Source organism: Streptomyces rapamycinicus NRRL 5491 (assembly GCF_024298965.1).
Lineage (GTDB): Bacteria > Actinomycetota > Actinomycetes > Streptomycetales > Streptomycetaceae > Streptomyces > Streptomyces rapamycinicus.
The window spans coordinates 3,221,235-3,240,071 of the sequence record NZ_CP085193.1 but is presented as its reverse complement, the minus strand read 5'-3'; the positions used below and the strand labels follow the sequence as shown (position 1 = coordinate 3,240,071).

Below are 18,837 nucleotides of genomic sequence, written 5' to 3'. Positions count from 1 at the left end.
GATGGCCCGACCGTCGGCCCCGCCCCTGCTGTCGCTGAGTGGCGTCTTCAAGCGCTTCGGCGCGGTGCGGGCGCTCACGGACGTCGAGCTGGAGATCCACGCCGGTGAGGTCATCGCCCTGGTGGGCGACAACGGCGCGGGGAAGTCCACCCTGGTCAAGGTGATCGCGGGCGTCGAACCAGCCGACACCGGCACCCTCGAATGGCAGGGCCGCCCCATCCACATCGGCCGCCCGCACGACGCCCAGCACCTGGGGATCGCCACCGTCTACCAGGACCTCGCGCTCTGCGACAACCTCGACGTGGTCGGCAATCTCTTCCTCGGCCGCGAGATCACCCGGATCGGCGTCCTGGACGAGGTGGAGATGGAGCGCCGCACCCGCGATCTGCTGGCCACCCTCTCCATCCGCATCCCCGACGTCCGCAGGCCCGTCGCGTCCCTCTCCGGCGGCCAGCGGCAGACCGTCGCCATCTCCCGGGCGCTGCTCGGCGCGCCGAGCCTGGTGATGCTGGACGAGCCCACCGCCGCCCTCGGTATCGAGCAGACCGCGCAGGTCCTCGACCTGGTGGAACGGCTCCGTGAACGCGGGCTCGGAGTGCTGCTGATCAGCCACAACCTGGGCGACGTCAAGGCGGTCGCGGACTGGGTCGCGGTGCTGCGCCTGGGCCGCAACAACGGGTTCTTCGACGTCACCACCACCTCCCAGGAGCAGATCGTCTCCTCCATCACCGGCGCGTCCGACAACGCGGTCACCCGGCGCGTGGCGCGGGAGGGGGAGCTGTGAGCATCCCCGGCGGTTCCAGCGCCCACGGTGCGGAACGCTTCACCGACGTGTTCGGGCGCCGAGTGGGCGGCGGTACGTTCGGCGCCGTCCCGGTCCTGCTCGGGCTGCTCGCGATCTGGATCACCTTTCAGATCCTCAACCCGCACTTCCTCTCCCCGCGCAACCTCTCCAACCTCAGCGTGGACATCGTCGGCACCGGCATGATCGCGGTCGGCGTGATCTTCGTGCTGCTGATCGGCGAGATCGATCTGTCGGTGGGCTCGGTGAGCGGCCTGGCCTCCGCCCTGTACGCCGTGTTGAACGTCGACTTCGGCATGCCCGAACCACCCGCCATCGTCCTGGGCGCCCTCTGCGGTACGGCGGTCGGCTTCGTCCACGGCTTCTTCACGGCCGTGGTGGGCGTCCCCGCGTTCGTGGTCACCCTCGCCGGACTGCTGGGGTGGTACGGCCTGATGCTCTCCATCATGGGCGCCTACGGCACCATCAACCTCGACGATCAGGGCCTGGTCGCCCAGCTGACCAACTACTACTTCTCCGACGTGGCCGCCGCCTACGCCCTGGCGGCGGCAGGCACCGCCGGGTACTTCCTCATCGCCTGGCGCGACGTCAAGCGGCGCCGCGCCGCCGGAGTGCCCACCCGCGCCCCGGTCTGGATCGCCATCCGCACGGGCGTGCTCGCGGTGCTCGCCTTCGCCGCCGCGTATGTCCTCAACCAGTTCCAGGGCCTGCCGCTCGCGCTCCTGATCTTCTTGGTCGTCCTCGTCATCCTCGACCACGTCCTGCGCCGCACGGCCTACGGCCGGATGATCTTCGCCCTGGGCGGCGGCGTCGAGGCGGCCCGCCGCGCCGGGATCAACGTGGCCTGGGTGCGCACCTCCGCGTTCATGATGTCGAGCACGATGGCCGCCATCGGCGGCCTCTTCCTGGCCTCCCGGATCAATTCGGTCAGCCAGACCTCGGTCTCCACCGACCTGCTGATGAACGCCATCGCCGCGGCCGTCATCGGCGGCACCAGTCTCTTCGGCGGCCGCGGCAACACCTGGTCCGCCCTGCTGGGCGTGCTGGTCATCCAGTCGATCGCCTCGGGAGTGGCCCTCATGGACATCCAGACCGCCGTCCAGTTCATGATCACCGGCGGTGTGCTGCTGCTGGCCGTCGTGATCGACTCCCTCTCCCGCCGCGCACAGAGGGCCCACGGCCGGGCTTAGCCTCGATCCACCGACGGGTGACCGACGGGCGGTTCAGCGCCATCCGGTCGTCGTCGGACGCACGGCCGCCGGTCGGCGACGGTCCCGTGCTCGACGCGCGGGGCGGCTACCTGGTGCCGGGCTTGTGGGAGAGCCACACCCACGGCGGCCGGGTTCGGCGATCCGGCTCAGCGGGCGGCGAAGGCCAGGAAGTCCGCCCAGGCGGTGGCGGGTATGCGGAGGTGGGGGCCGTCGGGGTTCTTGGAGTCCCGTATGTGGACGGTGGTGGGGGTGGTGGCGACCTCGACGCACTGGCCGCCGGTGTTGTCGCTGTAGCTCGACTTGTGCCAGTCGTAGGCGACCTCGATGCACTCGCCGCCGCTGGAGTCGCTGTAGCTGCTTTTGAACCACACAAGGCTGCTCATAGATCACCCATCAACTGCTCGATGATGCCTACGGTTTCCTCGGGCCCGAGGGCCTGGGACCTGATCATGGCATAGCGCCGGGCCAAGACGCCCACCTCGTCGGGCTTCGACATCAGGATGCTCTTCCCGTGGCCCTCCAAGTAGGCCACGGGGGTCTCGTCTGGCATCTCGATGACAGTCATTGGCCCTTGCAGGCCAGCATGCCCGGCCCGGCTCGTCGGCATAAGCTGGATGACAACGTTGGGTCGGCTCGCGCACTCGACGAGGTGCGTGTACTGGGCGTGCATGGCCTCCGCCCCGCCGATCTGCCGACGCAGTGCCGCCTCCTCAAGGACGACGTTGATCACCGCCATTGGCTTGCGCTCGAGCAACGACTTGCGCTCCATGCGCGCTTCGGTTAGCTGCTCGACCTCGTCCGCATCGAGTGGAGGGAACGCACAGAGGAGCACCTCCCGTGCGTAGCCCTCAGTTTGCAGAAGCCCATGGATCAGCTGTGTGCAGTACGACGAGACACTGAGCGCGGCCTGCTCCAGCTGCACGAAGCCCTGAAAGTGAGCGGGATACCGCTCAAGGCGCAAGTACTTGATCGCAGAACGCAGCAACCCGCCCGCGTCCAGTGCCTTCTCGGCCGCGTCGATGAACTCGTCCGTCGGCGGCTTGGCGCATGTCTCCACGGCGCTCACCGCCGACCCGGTGTAGTTCATCAGCGCGCCCAACTCGTCCTGGGTGAGCCCCGCCCGTTCCCGCAGAAGCCGCAGGACAGCGGCGAAGTACTGCACGGTCGGCGGAGCGGAGTCCTTCTTCTTCGACTGGGCCACGCGGGCCACCCCCCTCAACATCGGTCAACGCCAATCAACCTGCGTTCGACCAGAGTTGTCGGTCGCCGCAGTCGACGCTCTGTTACTGGTGAAGGTAGCCGCCTGCACTGACAGTGGGAGGATGAACGCGGAAAGTCACGACGTAAACCCGCTCCATGGCTGGAAGCAGAGGTTTACGCCCGTCCCCCTGTCGATCCCCCACGTCCGCCGCGCCGCCGACGCCGCTCTCCGCGCCTGGGGCCTGGATCGGAGCGCGGCGGCCCTGGTTCTGCTCGTCGTCTCCGAGCTGGCGACCAACGCCGTGCGTCATGGACGCGTGCCGGGGCGGTACTTCGAGGTGCGTATCGCATATGACGCAGAGAAAATGGTCGGGGTCGAGGTGTCCGACCCCCGCGAGGGGCTCCCCGCCCTGGCGGAGCCGACACCGGACGACGAGTCCGGACGCGGCCTGGCGATCGTGGACGCGCTCGCCGAGGCGTGGGGCGTCCGGGAACGCGTCGTCGGCAAGACGGTCTGGGCCCGGATCCGCCTCTAGCGGTGCTTGGTTGGGTGCGGCGCCGTCTCGCGCCTTCGGCGCAATTTGAGCATGGGTCGGGGGCGCCGGGGCGGGGGCCGCGTCGCCGGCCGCCGGGCCGGTGGGGGTGGGGCGAGTGGCGGCATCCGGGCTCGCGGGTCGGGGTCGATCCGGACTGCGGGCGTGGCCCCTCCGGGTATCCCTCTCAAAAATGTTTGATCTGGCGCAACTAATAGGTCAAGCAATCTCGAGAGGGGTACCCACCCCCGGCGGGGTTGTCCGGCGTCGGCCCGAGCTCCCGACCGCGGAAGCCGCCACCGGGCCCGACCTCCCACCGGCCCGGCGGCCGGCGACGCGGCCCGCGCCCCCCACCGGCCGCCCCCATGCTCAAATGCGCCGAAGGCGCGAAACGGCGCCGCAGACAACCAACGACAAGCGACAAAGGGCCCCGACGCTCACTCCAGGACATGCCGCAGATAGCTCCGCGGATCCGCGAGATACCGGCGCCAGTGGTCGACCAGGGCCAACTCGCTCCAGGCCACCCGCCGCATCCCGTGCTCGCCGACCTCGACGATGTCCGCACCGGGCAGCGCGGTCAGCAGGGGCGAATGCGTAGCGCAGATGACCTGCCCGCCGTTCTTCACCAACTCATCCAAATGGCCGACGAGTTCAAGGCAGGAGGCGAAGGAGAGCGCCGCCTCGGGCTCGTCCATGACGTACAGCCCGGGCTGGAGGAACTTGTCCCGGAACGCCGCGAGAAACCCCTCGCCGTGGCTGACCGAATGCGGGGCGAAACCCTCCCGGTCCAGCGCGTCCAACGCGGTCTCGGCGCGCAGGAAGAACCCCTTGCGCGCCGCCCAACTGCCCAGCATCCGCCGCCCGCGCGGCGCCGCGTCGAAGCGGATCCGCTCACCCAGCGCCGACTTGGGCCGGTGGCTGGCGTAACGCCAATCGTGCGAGCCGCCGTACGAGTCCAGCCCGAACCCCTCCGCGAGGCCCTCGACCAGCGTCGACTTGCCCGACCCGTTCTCCCCGACGAGAAACGTCACGGGTGCGGTGAACCGCAGCCCGTCCGCCAGCAACCCCCGCACACACGGCACGGACCAGGGCCACCCCTTCTCCTCACGCGACCCCGGGCCAATGTGTGCGTACGCACGTTCGATAATCATCGCCCGAGTCTCTCACGGGGCCGTGGGTCCGAGGCTGGGCTCAAGCGCCTTTCCAGTGGCTCGCCCTATGCTGATGGAGGCGGGGCCCGAGCGGAGTGGGGCCGCTCGGCTGGCGGAGGGGAGAGCGTCGATGCCGAGGATCATCCGGGTCCGAAACGATGGCGGGAACGGTGACAAGCTGCCTGGTCAGCCCTACCCCGGGCCGCATCCGCCGCCGACGCCCGACGGTGGGCCCGGGGTGCCGAACCCGCCCAAGGTCGCATGACGTTCGAGGGCATCGCCCGGCCCGGCCGGGCCGCGTTGGGGCGGGTGCTTCTCGGCGCGGGGGTGATGGCGGAGGACTGGGCGCCGACCTTCGCCGCTGTTGACCGGGCCGCGTTTCTGCCGGAGCTGATGTGGCCGTTCGACACGCGGGCACAGGAGGCCGTCGCCGTCGACAGGGCCGAGGACGCGGACGCCTGGTTCGCCGCCGCCGACAGCGATGCGCCCATCGTGACGCAGTGGGACGACGGCGAGCACACCGGCCCCGGGCCGGGGCGGGTGCCGACCAGTTCCTCCTCCATGCCCTCCGTCGTCTACGCCTTGCTGCGGGACCTGGCCGTGGACGAGGGCATGGCCGTGCTCGACGTGGGCACCGGCACGGGTGAGACCGCCGGGGCGCTGGCGCATCGCTGTGGCGGCCGTAAGGTCACCACGGTTGAGGTGGATCCTTCCGTCTCGCGCCACGCGGGCGCACGGCTGGACACGGCCGGGCTGCACCCGCACGTCGTGCTCGGTGACGGTGCGAAGGGCTGCGCGGGCAACGCGCCGTATGACCGGGTCCTGGCCACCGTCGGGCTCCGGGAGATCCCCGGGGCGTGGATCGAGCAGACGCGGCCCGGGGGCCTGATCGTCGTCCCCTGGGGCACGCATTACACCCACGCGGACGCCGTGGCCCGGCTGGTGGTGCGCCGGGACGGGACGGCGTCGGGGCGTTTCACCGGGCCCGTGGAGTTCATGAAGCTGCGCGCCCAGCGGCTGTCACTGCCGCCGCACGACCGTTACGTCACGGACGAGGGCGGTGGCGCCGATGCGTCCACCACCGGGGTCCCCGAGGGGGAGTTCCTCGCCCCGCCGTACTCCGCCCTCCCCTTCGCGCTGGGGCTCCGGGTACGGCATTGCGTCCAGGTCGTGGCCGCCCCGCACGAGGGCACCCGGCCCGTGTGGCTCTACGGGCTGACCGACCTTTCCTGGGCGTGCGTCGTGTTCCGCGAGGGGAAGGCGGAGGCGCGGGTCTGGCAGGCGGGGGTGCGTCGGCTGTGGGACGAGGTCGAGGCCGCGTACGGGTGGTGGGTCGGCCATGGCAGGCCGGACCACACCCGCTTCGGCCTGACGGTCGGGCCCGGCCCCGCCGGACAGCGGGTTTGGCTGGACGATCCGGCCGACTCCTGGTCCCCGTAGCCCGGCCGGTTCCCGGCCCCCGTAGCGCCGAGCGCTTCGCGCTCCTGGCGGGCTGATGGGCTGCCGTAAGCGGAATCGATCCGTCCCGGTAACCCGCCGTCCGCCGGGTCGCGGGGGCGCTGTGCCACGCTTGAGGCCGGTTCGCGCGCATGGTGCGGGCCGGTGATGCGAAGTGAGGGCGCGGCGTGCAGAAGCCCCGATGGAAGACCGTGGGGGGAACCCTGCTGCGGGTGGCGGCGGTGTGGGCGGTGTCCACGCTCACGATGCTGGCGCTCGCCGGGATCCTCCCCGACTTTCGCCTGAAGTCAGGTGACGGTGACAGCGCGACGCAGATCGCCGTCACGGCCGCCAGTGGCGCCGGGGCCTTCGGTGTGCTCAGCGCGCTGGTGTGGCCGCTGCTCGTACGGGCGTTGCTGCTGATGCCGGCGCTGGTGCTGGGGCTCCTGGTGTTCGTGCTCAACGGCTCGATGCTGCTGATCGCCCTCAGCGTGAACCCGGACGGGCGCGGCGCCGCCGAGCCGGAGACCGCCGTCGTGGTGGCGGCCGTGATGTCCGCCGCGTCGTCGGCCACGAGCACCTTCCTGACCGTGCGGGACGACGGCGCCTACCGGCGGCGGCTGGCGCGGCTGGCCGTGCGGCGCAGGCGGCGGCTCGGCGAGGACGGGGGGAGCGACGAGCCCCCGGGGACGGTGTTCCTGCAACTCGACGGGGTGGGGCACGCGGTGCTCCGGGAGGCGCTGCGGGAGCGCGAGAACCGGCCACCGGTGATGCCCACCGTCGCGGGCTGGCTCCAGAGCACCCACAAGGTCACCCCCTGGCGCACCGACTGGTCCAGCCAGACCGGCGCCAGCCAACTCGGTATCCTGCACGGCTCCAACGAGGACGTGCCCGCCTTCCGCTGGTACGAGAAGAAGACCGGGGAGGTGATGGTGAGCAACCGGCCGACCAGCGCGGCGGTGCTCCAGCGCCGCGCCGCCGCCCGGGCGAGACACGACGGACTCCTCACGGTGGACGGGGCCAGCCGGGGCAACCTCTTCACCGGCGGCGCCGATCAGCTGGCCCTGGTCCTCTCGGTCGCGGCGCGGCGCGGTAAGCACAACCGCTCCCGCTCCGGCTACTTCGCGTACTTCGCCGACCCCGCCAACGCCACCCGCACCGCCGGGTCGTTCCTCGCCGAGGTGGTCCGGGAGATCTGCCAGTCCACCCGCGCCAAGCTGCGCCGCGAGGCGCCCCGGGTGAAGCGGGGCGGGCTGTATCCGTTCATCCGGGCGTTCGCCACCGTCGTGGAGCGGGACGTCGTGGTGACGGCGGTGATGGGGGACATCCTCTCCGGCCGTACCGCGATCTACGCCGACCTCGTGGCGTACGACGAGGTGGCCCACCACTCGGGGCCGCGCAGCCGGGACGCCCGGCAGGTGCTCGCCCGGCTCGACCGCTCCATCGCGCTGATCGCCAAGGTCGCCGAGCACGCCCCGCGCGACTACCGCATCGTGCTGCTGTCCGACCACGGGCAGAGCCCCGGCGAGACCTTCGCGGGGGCGTACGGGCTGAGGCTGGAGGACCTGGTGCGGGCCGGTTGCGGTCTGCCCGTCTCGCGGCGGGCCGGGCGGACCCCGAGCGGGGCGGAGGCGCGCGAGGCGGGGCGGGCGGCGCTGCGCCGGCCGGAGAAGCCCGGGGTGGACGGGGACGGATGGTGCGGCGGGCCGGAGGCCCCCGCCGGTGTCGTCAGTGCTCATGACACCGCCGTCTCCGATCCCATCGTGCTCGCCTCCGGGAATCTCGGCCTGATCTCCTTCCCCGACGTACCGGGGCGGACGAGCCGTGAGCAGATCGAGGCCCGCCACCCCGCGCTGCTGCGCACGCTCGCCGACCACCCAGGCGTGGGCTTCGTGCTCGTACGGTCCGAGGCGCACGGCGCGGTGGTGCTGGGTGCGGACGGGGCCGAGCACCGGCTGGACACCGGGGAGGTCTTCGGGACGAGCCCGCTCACGGTCTTCGGGCCCGGCGCCGAGAGCGCCGTACGGCGCACCGCGCACTTCCGGAACACCCCCGACATCATGGTCAACTCCGCCTACGACCCGGTGCGCGGCACGGTGCACGCCTTCGAGGAGCAGATCGGCTCGCACGGCGGGCTCGGCGGGGAGCAGGGGCACCCCTTTCTGCTGTGGCCGGCCGGGCTGACCCCGCCGGTGGCGGCGGGGGAGGAACTGGTCGGGGCCGAGCGGGTGCACCAGGTGCTGCGGCGCTGGCTGGAGGAGGCGGACGGGCCCCAGGTGCCGGAGGAGGAGGCGGCGACCGCCCCTGTGGAGGTCGCGGCGGCGGAGGCCCCGGCCGCCCCGGAGGCGTCGGCGGCGCAGGCCCCGGCGGAGGCCGAGGCGCCCGTCGAGCCGCAGCCGACCACGGCGCCCGATGCCGCGCGCACCGTGCGGGATTCCCGGTGTGACGGCGCCCCCGCCGTCACAGCCGACAGCACCGTGTGAACGCACCGCGCCCGTATCGGGTGTAAGCAGGAAGTATGCGCGTTTCGCCCGACCTCACCCGCATCGGTGGGGAAACGCGGTCGAGCAGGGCGCTGTTCGTCGTCCCGCTCGCGATCATCCTGGCGGTCACGCTGACCGATCTCACTACGCCGCCCACCGTCCACCTCGGCCCCTTCCTGATCGCGGCACCCGCGATCACCGCGTCCTTCGCGGGCGCGGGCGGAACCGCTGTCGTCGGAGCCCTCGCCGTGGGGGCTCAGATCATCATCGGTGCGTTCCACGGCGGTCTGATGACCGCCAACCACCAGGCGCAGATCATCGCCCTGATCGTGATCTCGGGGCTGGTGACGAGCTTCCGCTACGCCACTGACCGGCACCGGCGCCGGCTGAGTCAGGTGCGCTCAGTGGCCGTGGCCGCGCAGGAGGTCCTGCTGCGGCCGCTGCCCGAACGAATCGGGGAGCTGAGGATCGCCTCGCTGTATCTCGCGGCCGATGAGGAGGCACAGATCGGCGGTGACCTGTACGCGGCCGTCCGCACCGAGAGGGCGACCCGGCTGGTCATCGGGGACGTACGGGGAAAAGGGCTGGCCGCGATCGGTGACGCCGCCGTGCTGATCGGGGCCTTCCGGGGCTCCGCCTACCGCAATCTCTCACTGCCGGGCATCGCCGTCCACATGGGCAGCGCCATGTGCTGGAACTGGCACCATATCGCCGATGACGAGCGGAATTACCTGGAGTCCTTTGTGACCGCCGTGGTGCTGGACGTCCACGACGACGGCCCGGTGGCCGGGATGGTGAACTGCGGTCACCCCCCACCACTGCTGCTGCACAGGGGCGAGATCGCGACGCTGGACGTGGGCGAGCCCGCGGTGCCGCTGGGCCTGGAGGTGCCGAAGGAACGGGACTACCAGGTCGAGACGTTCCGCTTCCAGCACGGCGACCTTCTGGTGCTGCACACCGACGGCGTCGTCGAGGCCCGGAACGAGAGCGGCGCCTTCTATCCGCTCCGGGAACGGCTCGCGGTCTGGAGGGGCGGCGACCCGCAGTCGCTGGTGGACCATCTCCACGCCGATCTGCTCCGGCACACCGGCGGGGTCGTCAACGACGACGCCGCCATCGTGGTGATCGCCCGCTGCGCCTGAGCCGCCGCCCTCTTCCGGTCTACCCCCTCACCTCCGAGATCTGGACACGCTCCCCCTGGGCCGAGACGGTCTCCGGCGCCCGCCGGGACCACCGGCCCGCGATGATCGCGCACACCATCAGCTGCAACTGGTGGAAGAGCATCAGCGGCAGGATCACCGGCCCGGCCGCGTCCCCGAACAGCACCGCGGCCATGGGCAACCCCGTGGCCAGGGACTTGTTGGAGCCGCAGAAGACGATGGTGACGCGGTCCTCCCGGCGGAAGCCCAGCCGCCGCGCGGCGAACGACGTCGTGCTGAGGGCCAGCCCCAGCACGGCCGCGGCCAGACCCAGCAGCGCGAACAGCCGGGCCGGGGTGATCTGGTTCCAGACGCCCTCCGTCATGCCCCGGCTGAACGCCGTGTAGACCACGAGCAGGATCGAGCCCCGGTCCAGCAGGGCGAGCACCTTCTTGTGACGCCCGATGAACGGCGCGGTCCAGCGGCGCAGCGCCTGCCCGGCGAGGAAGGGGAGCAGCAGCTGGGTGGCGATGGCCAGCAGCCCATCGGCCGAGAAGCGGACGTCCGAGCCGATCAGCCACGCCGCGAGCAGCGGGGTGACGATCATGCCGAGCAGGCTGGAGTACGTCCCCGCGCAGATCGCGGCCGGGACGTTGCCCCGGGCGGTGGAGGTGAGGGCGACCGAGGACTGGACGGTCGAGGGCACCACACACAGGAAGAGCAGACCGGTGTAGAGCTGGTCGGTGAGGAGGAACGGGGCGAGGCCGCGCGCGGCCAGCCCCAGCAGCGGGAAGAGCACGAAGGTGCTCGCGCCCACCACCAGGTGCAGCCGCCACTGCCGCAGCCCGTTCAGCGCCTCGCGGGTGGAGAGCCGCGAACCGTAGAGGAAGAAGAGCAGCCCGATCGCGATGTCCGCGGCATCGCCGACGGCCGTGGCCGCCGCCCCGCTCGCGGGCAGCAGCGCCGCCAGCGCGACCGTCCCGAGGAGGGCGGCGACATAGGGGTCCACCGCCCTCCCGAGCCGGCCCGGCCACGACAGCGGCCAGGACCTCCACCTCATATCAATCACCGCCTCCGGCCTGCCACGGCGGGTGGCCGATCTGCGGCAGCACCCGATCCGCACCGGGGATGCCGCGTGCCACGACATCGATGGCGCCGCCGCCCCCGTCGTGGTCGCTGCCCGCCGTGCCACGGCTCAGCAACAGGGCGTTGAGGGTGCGGTCGACCTCCAGCCAGGAGTCGGCGCCGGAGTTGTCGATGACCACGAGGCCGTTGTGCTGGTCGGAGGAGGGTGCGGCCTCCTCCGGTTCGCTGTCCTCGTCGTGCGGGGTGCCCACGGGCGGCGGTGTCGCCTTGGCGGGGGCCGCGGGGCCCGCGCACAGCACGCTCGCGGTGGCCGCGAGGAGGAGCATCGCCGCGGACGGACGGATCGCGAGGATGTCCTTGCGGGGCTTACGGCGCCGGCCGGGGCCGGGGCCGAGGAAGGCCGAGGGCATGTGCGTGACCCTCGTCATCCGACCCTGGCGGGCTGACGGTCCCCGTGGTGCCTGCTGATGTTCCGCTCCAGTAGCTCGGTGGCGCCCTTGACCCCGATGGCCCCGGTCTCCCGGGTGTCCGGCAGCCGCCCGTCCGCCGTCTTGAGGTCGCTCAGCGCCCCGTCGATCGCGCCGTGGGCGGCGAACAGGCACGGAGTGCTGTAGATGGCGACATCCACCCCGAGTTCGGACAGCTCGGACAGCGAGAGCCGCGGCGACTTCCCGCCCGCGATCTGATTGAACAGCAGGGGCTTGTCGCCGATGACCTTACGGACCTTGCGGATCCACTCCACACTGCGCACCCCGTCGACGAGGACGACATCCGCGTCGGTCTCCGCCAGCGCGGCCGCCCGCCGCAGGATCTCGGACTCCTCGGTGGCGTCCGTACGCGCCACCACCACCAGGTCCGTCCTGCTGCTCAGCACCAGCTGGAGCTTCTCGAGGTACTCCTCGAGCGGCAGGATCAGCTTGCCGTCGGCGTGGCCGCAGCGGCGCGGGCGCCGCTGGTCCTCCAGGATCACCCCGGAGGCCCCGGTGCGCTCCAGCCGCTGCACCACATGGCAGGCGACCTCGGGGTCCACATAGCCGTCGTCGATGTCCACGAGCAGATGGTGTGCGGGGAAGGCCAGCCGCAGCCGCTCCACGAAGGCGAGCATGTCGGGCCAGGCGATGAAGCCGATATCGGGAAGCCCGTAATGCGAGGCGGCGAACCCGAATCCGGATACGAAGAAGCCGTTGTAGTGCTGTGCGGCGATGGACGCCGAGTACATGTCGTAGATGCCGATGAGGGGAGTGGTGGGGGAGGAACTGACGGACTTTCGGAGGGCATTGCCGTAGAGCATGATGTCCCCTTGAGTTCGGCGCCTTTCGGCGCTGTGTGACGGGTTGTGCGATTGCGCGGATAGGTCTGGCGAAGGCCAAGAATCGGTAAAGCAACCGCCGGGTTCCCTGAAGATGCCCGGCCCTGCTCGGGCCGGGGTCGAACGTTCCTTGAGCGCTGCGGGGCCTCGTCATGGGTGGTCTGCGACACGCCGGGCATGCCACGGCGATCGTCGGGTATGCGCAACAAGCCTGTCCACTGAAAAGAGTTGCTTGTGCCTGTCCAATCCGATGTCGAAGCCTCCGCGTCCGCGCCCTCCCGGCACCGCCTGCTCTGGCGTGCCGTCCAGCGACGCAAGAACCCTCCGCTGCGTCGGAGCGACATCACGGTCACCGAGGAGAGGACCGTCCGGAAAGCGGTGAAGGCCGCCGCGCTGGGAAACGCCATGGAATGGTTCGACTTCGGGATCTACAGCTATCTCGCGGTCACCATCGGCAAAGTTTTCTTCCCGTCCGGCAATGGCACGGCCCAGGTGCTCTCCTCCCTGGCGACTTTCGCGGTGGCCTTTCTGGTCCGTCCGGTGGGAGGTTTGTTCTTCGGGCCGCTGGGTGACCGGATCGGCCGTAAGAAGGTGCTGTCCTTCACCATGATCATGATGGCGTCCAGCACGCTCGCCATCGGACTCATCCCCGGCTATGCCGCCATCGGCTTCTGGTCGCCCGCGCTGCTCATCCTGTTCCGTATGCTCCAGGGTTTCTCCACCGGCGGGGAATACGGCGGTGCCTCGACCTTCATCGCCGAATACGCGCCCGACAAGCGCCGTGGCTACTACGGCAGCTTTCTGGAGTTCGGCACGCTGATCGGCTACACCTCGGCGGCCGGACTGGTGACCATCCTGACCGTGACGCTCGCCGACTCCTCGATGGATTCCTGGGGCTGGCGCATTCCGTTCCTGGTCGCCGCGCCGATCGGGCTGGTCGGTCTGTACCTGCGGCTGAAGCTGGATGACACCCCCGCGTTCCAGAAGCTGGCGGACGAGGGCTCCACCAACGCGTCCGAGCGCGAAAGCCTGCCGTTCTGGCAGGTGTTCCGCACCCAGTGGCGTGCGATGGCGCTGTGCATCGCGTTGGTCGCCGCGTACAACATCACCGACTACATGCTGCTGTCCTACATGCCGACGTATCTGTCGGACACCCTCCACTACAGCAGCACCAGCGCCCTGGTCTCGATCATCATCGTGATGCTGGTGCTGATGGCGGCCATCACCTTCGTCGGCCGGTTCTCCGACCGCGTCGGCCGCAAGCCCGTGCTGATGGCCGGTTCGGTCGGCTTCCTGGTGCTCGCCGTGCCCTCCTTCCTGCTCATCAAGCAGGGCGGGATCGTCCCGGTCTTCGCCGGGCTGCTGCTCCTGGGGCTGTGTCTGCTGCCGTATGTGAGCGTGATGTCCGCCTCGCTCCCCGCGCTCTTCCCGACGAACGTGCGCTACGGCTCGCTCTCCATCGCCTTCAACATCTCCGTCTCGCTCTTCGGCGGCACCACGCCGCTGGTGACCGAGGGCCTGATCAGCGGCACCGGGGACGATCTGATGCCCGCCTACTACACGATGCTCGCGGCGGTCGTCGGCATCATCGCCGCCGCCGTGATGAAGGAGACGGCGCGCAAGCCGCTGGAGGGCTCGCCGCCCGCGGTGGCCACCAAGGAGGAGGCCATCGCGCTCGTGGAGTCCCAGCGGTCCTGAACCACCCCGGCCTCCATTACCTCGGCGGTAATCGACCCCCGCGCACGGCGGCGGCAGGGTTGAGGCGTCGGGTTCCGGGCCGGCGCCCTCCGGTCCGGGATCCGTTCCCACCAGGGGATTTCATGGAGGAGTGACCAGATGACGCAGTACGACACCGCCGTCGCCCGCTACTTCGAGGCGTGGAACGCCACCGGCCCCGAGGCCATCGCCAAGGCCGTGGCCGCCGCCTGGACCGAGGACGGCGGCTACACCGACCCGCTGGCGGAGGTGCGCGGCCATGAGCAGCTGGCCGCCGTCATCGCCGGGGCCCGGGAGCAGTTCCCCGGCCATGAGTTCCGGCTCACCGGCGCCGTGGACGGCCACCACGACATGGCCCGCTTCACCTGGGAGCTGGTCTCCACGGCCGACGGCTCCGCCCCGGTCGCCGCGACCGATGTGATCACCCTGGCCGAGGACGGCCGGATCCGCTCCGTCCTCGGCTTCCTGGACCGGGTCCCCACGACCGGCTGAACCGCGTCCCTACGGCCGGCCGAACCGGCCCAGGGCGGCGGCGGTCTCCGGGTCGGCCGGGAGGAAGGTCTCGATGGCCAGCTCGGAGACCGTGACGTCCATGGGGGTGTTGAAGGTCGCGATCGTCGAGATGAACGACAGCACCCGCCCGCCGTGCTCGATCATCATCGGCAGCGCGAAGGGCGGGGTGTCACCGGCGGTCGCGGTCTCCCGGCCGCCGGTCTCGGACAGCGGATAGGCCGCCACCTCGTCGTACAGCGCACGCAGCGGCGAGGAGCGCATCAGCGCCAGCTGCCGGTCCATCTGGTCCAGCAGATGGCCACGCCATTCGCGGAGGTTGCGGATGCGCGGGGCGAGCCCCTCGGGGTGGAGGGTGAGGCGCATCGCGTTCAGCGGGGGCCGCAGCAGATGCTCCGCCACCCCCTCCAGGAGCGCCGCGATGCCCCGGTTGGCCGCCAGCACCTCATAGGTGCCGTCCACCACCAGCGCCGGATACGGCTCATAGCCGGTCAGCAGCCGCTCCAGGGAGTCGCGCAGGGCGCTCATCGACGGGTCGTCCACCGACCGCTCCGGATAGTGCGGGGCGTAGCCGGCGGCGATCAGCAGGGCGTTGCGCTCACGGACGGGGACGTCGAGGTGGTCGGCGAGCCGGAGCACCATCTCCTGGCTGGGCCGCGACCGGCCGGTCTCGATGAAGCTGATGTGGCGGGCCGAGGAGTCGGCGCGCAGCGCGAGCTCCAGCTGGCTGATCCGGCGGCGGTCCCGCCACTCGCGCAGCAGTGTGCCCACCCGGGGCGGCGCGGCAGTCGTCATGACCCGAAGGTAGCCGACACCGGACGGTGCCCATGGCAGGGTGGAAGGGCCACCGGTCACCCGCGACGAAGGGATGTGTCATGGCAGTCGAGCCGCTCACCGACCAGGAGATCCAGGGACGTCTGGAGCAGCTTCCCGGCTGGTCGTTCGCGGACGACCAACTCTCGCGGACGTATGTCTTCAAGGGCCATCCGCAGGCGGCCGGGCTGGTGGCGGAGATCGCCACCATCCAAGAGGAGCTCGACCACCACTCCGACCTCACCCTCGGCTACAACAAGGTGGGCGTCACCGTGAACACCCACAGCGTCGGCGGCAAGGTGACCGCGCTCGACTTCGAGCTCGCCGGGCGGATCGAGGAGATCGCCCCGCAGCACGGCGCCCGCGCCGACTAGGGGGGCGTCCGGCGGATCTTGGACCCCGGGGTCTGGGGCGGAGCCCCCCACGCGGCGGAGCCGCATATCGGCAGGTGTCGGGAAGGGGCGGGGAGGGGAAAGCGTCGATATGCGGCTCCGCCGCGTGGTCCGTCGGACACGCCGTAGACCGGCCGACGGTCCCGAGGTCATCCCCGGGCGCGCCGGAAGCGGGCCAGCCCCTCCTGGAGGTCCACGATCGGGTCCGGGTAGTCCAGCCGGTCCCGCTCGGCCTCCGGCAGCCGCCAGGGCGTATGGACGCCGGAGCCGGTCACCCCGGCCAGCTCCGGCACCCAGCGCCGCACATACGCGCCGTCCGGGTCGAACCGCCGGGCCTGCGCCAGCGGATTGAGGACCCGGTTGGGGCGGGTGTCGGTGCCGGTGCCCGCCGCCCACTGCCAGTTCAGCTGGTTGTTGGCCACATCCCCGTCCACCAGCAGCTCCAGGAAGTGCCGGGCGCCGATCCGCCAGTCCTGGTAGAGCGTCTTGGTGAGGAAGCTCGCCACCAGCAGCCGCGCCCGGTTGTGCATCCAGCCCTCGTGGCGCAGCTGTCGCATCCCCGCGTCCACCAGCGGATAGCCGGTGCGCCCCGCCTTCCAGGCCGCGACCTCCGCCGCGTCCTCGCGCCACCGGTCGCCCCGCGGGCGGTAGTCGGCGTACGAGGCGTCCGGCCGGGCGGCCAGCACCTGGTGGTGGAAGTCCCGCCAGGCCAGCTGCCGTACGAAGGCGTCGGCGCCCGCGCCGCCCGCCTCCCGCGCCCGGTGCACCAGCTCCACCGGGGACAGACAGCCGAAGTGCAGATACGGGGAGAGCCGGGAGGTGGCGTCGCCCGCCAGATCGTCCTGCCGGTCGGCGTAACTCCCCAAGCCCGACCGCCACCAGGAGCGCATCCGGCGGCGGCCCGCCGTCTCCCCGCCCTCGGGCAGTCCGGGGGAGGGGCTGCCCGGGGCGAGCGAGGTGACCGCCGCCACCGGCTCCGAGCGCAGCCCGGACTCCACGCCCACCGTGCGCGGCGCGGTGAGCGGCTTCGGCTGCCCGGCCCGCCGCCAGGCGCGGAAGTACGGGGTGAAGACCGCGAAGTGGTCCTTGCCCGCCGGGGCCACCTCGCCCGGCTCCACCGCCGTCACCACCGCGCCGTGCACCCGCAGCCGCCGCCCGTCCGCCTCCAGCGCCCCGCGCAGCCGCCGCTCGCGGCGGGCGGCGTAGCCGCTCACCCCGCCCGCGATGTGCACCTCGTCCGCGTCCGCCTGCCGCGCCGCCCGCAGGATCTCCGCCACCGCCTCCCCCCGGCGGACCACCAGCCGCCCGCCGCGCTCGCGCAGCCCCGCGTCGAGATCGGTCAGCGCGTCCGCGAGGAACGCCACCCGGTTGGGGACCGCGAACCCCGTCCCGGCCAGGCCACGGTCCACGACGAACAGCGGCACGATCCGCTCGGCGGAGCACAGCGCGCCGCGCAGCACGGGGTTGTCGGACAGCCGCAGATCGGAGGTGAAGACGGAGAGGGACGTGCTCATTCCTCTCCCTTACCCCACCCGGGCCCGCGGGCCGGCGGCTTCCCGCCCCGTGTCACCCGATGCCGCTCGATGTCACCCGATGCGTCCGATGCCGCCCGCTCAGGCCGAGGGGAACGTCAGCAGGACCAGCGGATCGCTCGTCGGGGCCTTCGACCCTCCGGCGGGCTCGACCGTCACCCCCATGGCCGACGCCTTCCCGACCGCGCCGCTCATGACCGCCGCCGTGCTCCGGCCCGAGGAGTCCATCAGACCGGCCGGGCGCATCGTGCCGCCGTCGCTGAACCACAGCTGGTAGATCCGCCCGGCGGGCGGCTCGGGCAGCCCCGAGGCGAGGAACACCGCCTTGTTCAGCCCGCGCGAGACCACCACCGTGCCGGTCGAGCCGTCCGTCATCCGGCCGCTGCGGCTGTGCGCGTCGGGCGCGGCCAGCACCTGGGTCAGCTCCTCCGCCCGGGCCACCCGCTGCTCGGAGCGGCGGGCCGTGTCACGCGCGTCGGACGCCTGCCGGTACTGCCACACCGCGGCCCCGCCGCATACGGCGGCCGCCGCCACACAGGCCGCCAGCGCGAAGTTCGTCGCCCGCCGCCCGGTGCGCCGCCGGGGGCCCGCGTGGGACTCCCGGGCCTCCCGCGCCGCCACCCGGGGCGGCTCCTGGCGGACCGTGGCGATCCGCCGCAGCACATCGTCCTTCATCGTCGGGGGCGGGGTCAGGGACGTGGCCACCGCCAGCTTGGCGGCGGTCTCCCGCAGCTCCCGTACCTCCTGACGGCAGGCGTCGCAGACCGCCAGATGCCGCTCGAAATCGGTCAACTCCCGCCCCGACAGGGCGTTCACCGCGTACGCCCCGGTCAAGGTGTGCAGATCCGCTCTGGTCATGCGCCGACCCCCATGCAGTCCCGGAGCCGGATGAGCCCGTCCCGGAGTCTGGTCTTCACGGTCCCGAGCGGCAGCGACAGCAACTCCGCCACCTCACGGTAGGAGCGGCCCCGGTAGTAGGCGAGCGTCACCGACTGCCGCTGCAACTCGGTCAGCGTCCGCATGCACCGGCGCACCTGCTCGCGCTCCAGCCTGGCCTCCACCTGCTCGGTCACCTCGTCGAACGCCGGGGTGCGGGACAGCAGCGCGGCGCGCTCCTCGCGGTCGGAGGCGGCCTGCGCCGAGCGCACCCGGTCCACGGCGCGCCGGTGCGCCACCGTCATGATCCACGACATGGCGCTGCCCCGGCCCGGTTCGAACCGCGCCGCGGACCGCCACACCTCGACCAGGACCTCCTGTGTGACCTCCTCGGCCTGGGCCGGGTCGCGCAGCAGACTGCGCGTCAGCCCCAGGACCGGCCCGCTGACGGCGTCGTAGAGGGCGCCGAACGCGTTCTGGTCCCCCCGGGCCACCATCTGGAGCAACTCTTCGAGGTCCGGTCCGCGCGCGGCGGGGCCGCCGATGTACACGGGTTCTCTCACGGGCCGTCCTTCCGGGAACGATGCGGCGCACACGGAGGTGTCGTACCTCATTCGTCGCCCGGACGGGTGCGGATTGGTCAAGGT

At 71.6% G+C, this 18,837-nt stretch carries 19 protein-coding genes; 9 read left to right on the top strand and 10 right to left on the bottom strand.

The window, feature by feature from the left end:
* Position 1: 1 nt before the first annotated feature.
* Both LIV37_RS12995 and LIV37_RS12990 read left to right on the top strand, forming a co-directional pair.
* Positions 2-784 carry an ATP-binding cassette domain-containing protein gene (locus LIV37_RS12995; protein ID WP_020867576.1) on the top strand — a complete coding sequence of 261 codons (783 nt, stop codon included), beginning with the start codon at positions 2-4 and terminating at the stop codon, positions 782-784.
* A complete protein-coding gene (locus LIV37_RS12990; RefSeq protein ID WP_020867575.1) occupies positions 781-1,992 on the top strand; it encodes a sugar ABC transporter permease in 1,212 nt (403 codons plus the stop codon). The genes LIV37_RS12995 and LIV37_RS12990 overlap by 4 nt, the downstream gene beginning before the upstream one ends.
* Before the next feature lie 167 nt (positions 1,993-2,159).
* Here the strand turns inward: LIV37_RS12990 and LIV37_RS12985 are convergent, their stop codons facing one another.
* Both LIV37_RS12985 and LIV37_RS12980 read right to left on the bottom strand, forming a co-directional pair.
* Positions 2,160-2,396, bottom strand: coding sequence for a DUF397 domain-containing protein (locus LIV37_RS12985; RefSeq protein ID WP_121825527.1), 237 nt, complete (start codon positions 2,394-2,396; stop codon positions 2,160-2,162).
* Positions 2,393-3,214 (bottom strand): helix-turn-helix domain-containing protein, encoded by an 822-nt coding sequence (locus LIV37_RS12980; protein WP_086886516.1) that lies wholly within the window; start codon positions 3,212-3,214, stop codon positions 2,393-2,395. Before LIV37_RS12980 ends, LIV37_RS12985 begins: the two co-directional genes overlap by 4 nt.
* Before the next feature lie 121 nt (positions 3,215-3,335).
* On the opposite strand from LIV37_RS12980, the gene LIV37_RS12975 reads away from it, so the two are divergent.
* Positions 3,336-3,749, top strand: coding sequence for an ATP-binding protein (locus tag LIV37_RS12975; RefSeq protein ID WP_020867572.1), 414 nt, complete (start codon positions 3,336-3,338; stop codon positions 3,747-3,749).
* Positions 3,750-4,183: 434 nt separating this feature from the next.
* Here LIV37_RS12975 and LIV37_RS12970 read toward each other — a convergent pair whose 3' ends face one another.
* The gene (locus LIV37_RS12970; protein ID WP_121825528.1) at positions 4,184-4,897 is read right to left on the bottom strand and encodes an AAA family ATPase; all 714 of its coding nucleotides are present in this window, start codon (positions 4,895-4,897) and stop codon (positions 4,184-4,186) included.
* A 261-nt stretch (positions 4,898-5,158) separates the two neighbouring features.
* On the opposite strand from LIV37_RS12970, the gene LIV37_RS12965 reads away from it, so the two are divergent.
* The 3 genes from LIV37_RS12965 (at position 5,159) to LIV37_RS12955 (ending at position 9,959) form a co-directional block, all read left to right on the top strand.
* Positions 5,159-6,337, top strand: a complete 1,179-nt coding sequence (locus tag LIV37_RS12965; RefSeq protein ID WP_020867570.1) for a methyltransferase domain-containing protein — start codon at positions 5,159-5,161, stop codon at positions 6,335-6,337.
* A 185-nt stretch (positions 6,338-6,522) separates the two neighbouring features.
* The gene (locus tag LIV37_RS12960; RefSeq protein ID WP_020867569.1) at positions 6,523-8,817 is read left to right on the top strand and encodes a phage holin family protein; all 2,295 of its coding nucleotides are present in this window, start codon (positions 6,523-6,525) and stop codon (positions 8,815-8,817) included.
* Positions 8,818-8,852: 35 nt separating this feature from the next.
* The gene (locus LIV37_RS12955) at positions 8,853-9,959 is read left to right on the top strand and encodes a PP2C family protein-serine/threonine phosphatase (protein ID WP_020867568.1); all 1,107 of its coding nucleotides are present in this window, start codon (positions 8,853-8,855) and stop codon (positions 9,957-9,959) included.
* A 19-nt stretch (positions 9,960-9,978) separates the two neighbouring features.
* Here the strand turns inward: LIV37_RS12955 and LIV37_RS12950 are convergent, their stop codons facing one another.
* Genes LIV37_RS12950 through LIV37_RS12940 form a run of 3 tightly spaced genes read right to left on the bottom strand, consistent with a single transcriptional unit; the run spans position 9,979 to position 12,333 of the window.
* Positions 9,979-11,016, bottom strand: coding sequence for a bile acid:sodium symporter family protein (locus LIV37_RS12950; RefSeq protein ID WP_167525887.1), 1,038 nt, complete (start codon positions 11,014-11,016; stop codon positions 9,979-9,981).
* A gap of 1 nt (position 11,017) precedes the next feature.
* Positions 11,018-11,452 (bottom strand): hypothetical protein, encoded by a 435-nt coding sequence (locus LIV37_RS12945; RefSeq protein ID WP_020867566.1) that lies wholly within the window; start codon positions 11,450-11,452, stop codon positions 11,018-11,020.
* Between the two features lie 14 nt (positions 11,453-11,466).
* Positions 11,467-12,333 (bottom strand): isocitrate lyase/PEP mutase family protein, encoded by an 867-nt coding sequence (locus LIV37_RS12940; protein WP_020867565.1) that lies wholly within the window; start codon positions 12,331-12,333, stop codon positions 11,467-11,469.
* 252 nt (positions 12,334-12,585) lie between these two features.
* Here LIV37_RS12940 and proP point away from each other — a divergent pair, with 252 nt between their 5' ends.
* The gene (gene proP, locus LIV37_RS12935; protein ID WP_020867564.1) at positions 12,586-14,049 is read left to right on the top strand and encodes a glycine betaine/L-proline transporter ProP; all 1,464 of its coding nucleotides are present in this window, start codon (positions 12,586-12,588) and stop codon (positions 14,047-14,049) included.
* Between the two features lie 138 nt (positions 14,050-14,187).
* A complete protein-coding gene (locus LIV37_RS12930) occupies positions 14,188-14,559 on the top strand; it encodes a nuclear transport factor 2 family protein (RefSeq protein ID WP_020867563.1) in 372 nt (123 codons plus the stop codon).
* A 9-nt stretch (positions 14,560-14,568) separates the two neighbouring features.
* On the opposite strand, the gene LIV37_RS12925 is transcribed toward LIV37_RS12930, so the two are convergent.
* Positions 14,569-15,372, bottom strand: coding sequence for a helix-turn-helix domain-containing protein (locus tag LIV37_RS12925; RefSeq protein ID WP_121825530.1), 804 nt, complete (start codon positions 15,370-15,372; stop codon positions 14,569-14,571).
* 80 nt (positions 15,373-15,452) lie between these two features.
* Between LIV37_RS12925 and LIV37_RS12920 the strand changes: the two genes are divergently transcribed.
* Entirely contained in the window at positions 15,453-15,764 is a 312-nt protein-coding gene (locus LIV37_RS12920; RefSeq protein WP_020867561.1) for a 4a-hydroxytetrahydrobiopterin dehydratase, read from the top strand.
* A 167-nt stretch (positions 15,765-15,931) separates the two neighbouring features.
* Here the strand turns inward: LIV37_RS12920 and LIV37_RS12915 are convergent, their stop codons facing one another.
* The 3 genes from LIV37_RS12915 to LIV37_RS12905 form a co-directional block, all read right to left on the bottom strand.
* A complete protein-coding gene (locus LIV37_RS12915; RefSeq protein ID WP_020867560.1) occupies positions 15,932-17,296 on the bottom strand; it encodes a cryptochrome/photolyase family protein in 1,365 nt (454 codons plus the stop codon).
* Between the two features lie 99 nt (positions 17,297-17,395).
* On the bottom strand, positions 17,396-18,172 hold the full coding sequence (locus tag LIV37_RS12910) for an anti-sigma factor (RefSeq protein ID WP_020867559.1): 777 nt from the start codon (positions 18,170-18,172) through the stop codon (positions 17,396-17,398).
* Positions 18,169-18,753 carry a sigma-70 family RNA polymerase sigma factor gene (locus tag LIV37_RS12905; protein ID WP_044568962.1) on the bottom strand — a complete coding sequence of 195 codons (585 nt, stop codon included), beginning with the start codon at positions 18,751-18,753 and terminating at the stop codon, positions 18,169-18,171. The genes LIV37_RS12910 and LIV37_RS12905 overlap by 4 nt, the downstream gene beginning before the upstream one ends.
* Between the last annotated feature and the right edge of the window lie 84 nt (positions 18,754-18,837).

Coding starts and splice junctions, on each gene's coding strand:
- LIV37_RS12975 (WP_020867572.1), top strand. CDS start 3,336: ATGAACGCGGAAAGTCACGACGTAAACCCGCTCCATGGCTGGAAGCAG.
- LIV37_RS12945 (WP_020867566.1), bottom strand. CDS start 11,452: ATGCCCTCGGCCTTCCTCGGCCCCGGCCCCGGCCGGCGCCGTAAGCCC.
- LIV37_RS12925 (WP_121825530.1), bottom strand. CDS start 15,372: ATGACGACTGCCGCGCCGCCCCGGGTGGGCACACTGCTGCGCGAGTGG.
- LIV37_RS12965 (WP_020867570.1), top strand. CDS start 5,159: ATGACGTTCGAGGGCATCGCCCGGCCCGGCCGGGCCGCGTTGGGGCGG.
- LIV37_RS12940 (WP_020867565.1), bottom strand. CDS start 12,333: ATGCTCTACGGCAATGCCCTCCGAAAGTCCGTCAGTTCCTCCCCCACC.
- LIV37_RS12955 (WP_020867568.1), top strand. CDS start 8,853: ATGCGCGTTTCGCCCGACCTCACCCGCATCGGTGGGGAAACGCGGTCG.
- LIV37_RS12995 (WP_020867576.1), top strand. CDS start 2: ATGGCCCGACCGTCGGCCCCGCCCCTGCTGTCGCTGAGTGGCGTCTTC.
- LIV37_RS12950 (WP_167525887.1), bottom strand. CDS start 11,016: ATGAGGTGGAGGTCCTGGCCGCTGTCGTGGCCGGGCCGGCTCGGGAGG.
- LIV37_RS12920 (WP_020867561.1), top strand. CDS start 15,453: ATGGCAGTCGAGCCGCTCACCGACCAGGAGATCCAGGGACGTCTGGAG.
- LIV37_RS12915 (WP_020867560.1), bottom strand. CDS start 17,296: ATGAGCACGTCCCTCTCCGTCTTCACCTCCGATCTGCGGCTGTCCGAC.
- LIV37_RS12985 (WP_121825527.1), bottom strand. CDS start 2,396: ATGAGCAGCCTTGTGTGGTTCAAAAGCAGCTACAGCGACTCCAGCGGC.
- LIV37_RS12970 (WP_121825528.1), bottom strand. CDS start 4,897: ATGATTATCGAACGTGCGTACGCACACATTGGCCCGGGGTCGCGTGAG.
- LIV37_RS12910 (WP_020867559.1), bottom strand. CDS start 18,172: ATGACCAGAGCGGATCTGCACACCTTGACCGGGGCGTACGCGGTGAAC.
- LIV37_RS12930 (WP_020867563.1), top strand. CDS start 14,188: ATGACGCAGTACGACACCGCCGTCGCCCGCTACTTCGAGGCGTGGAAC.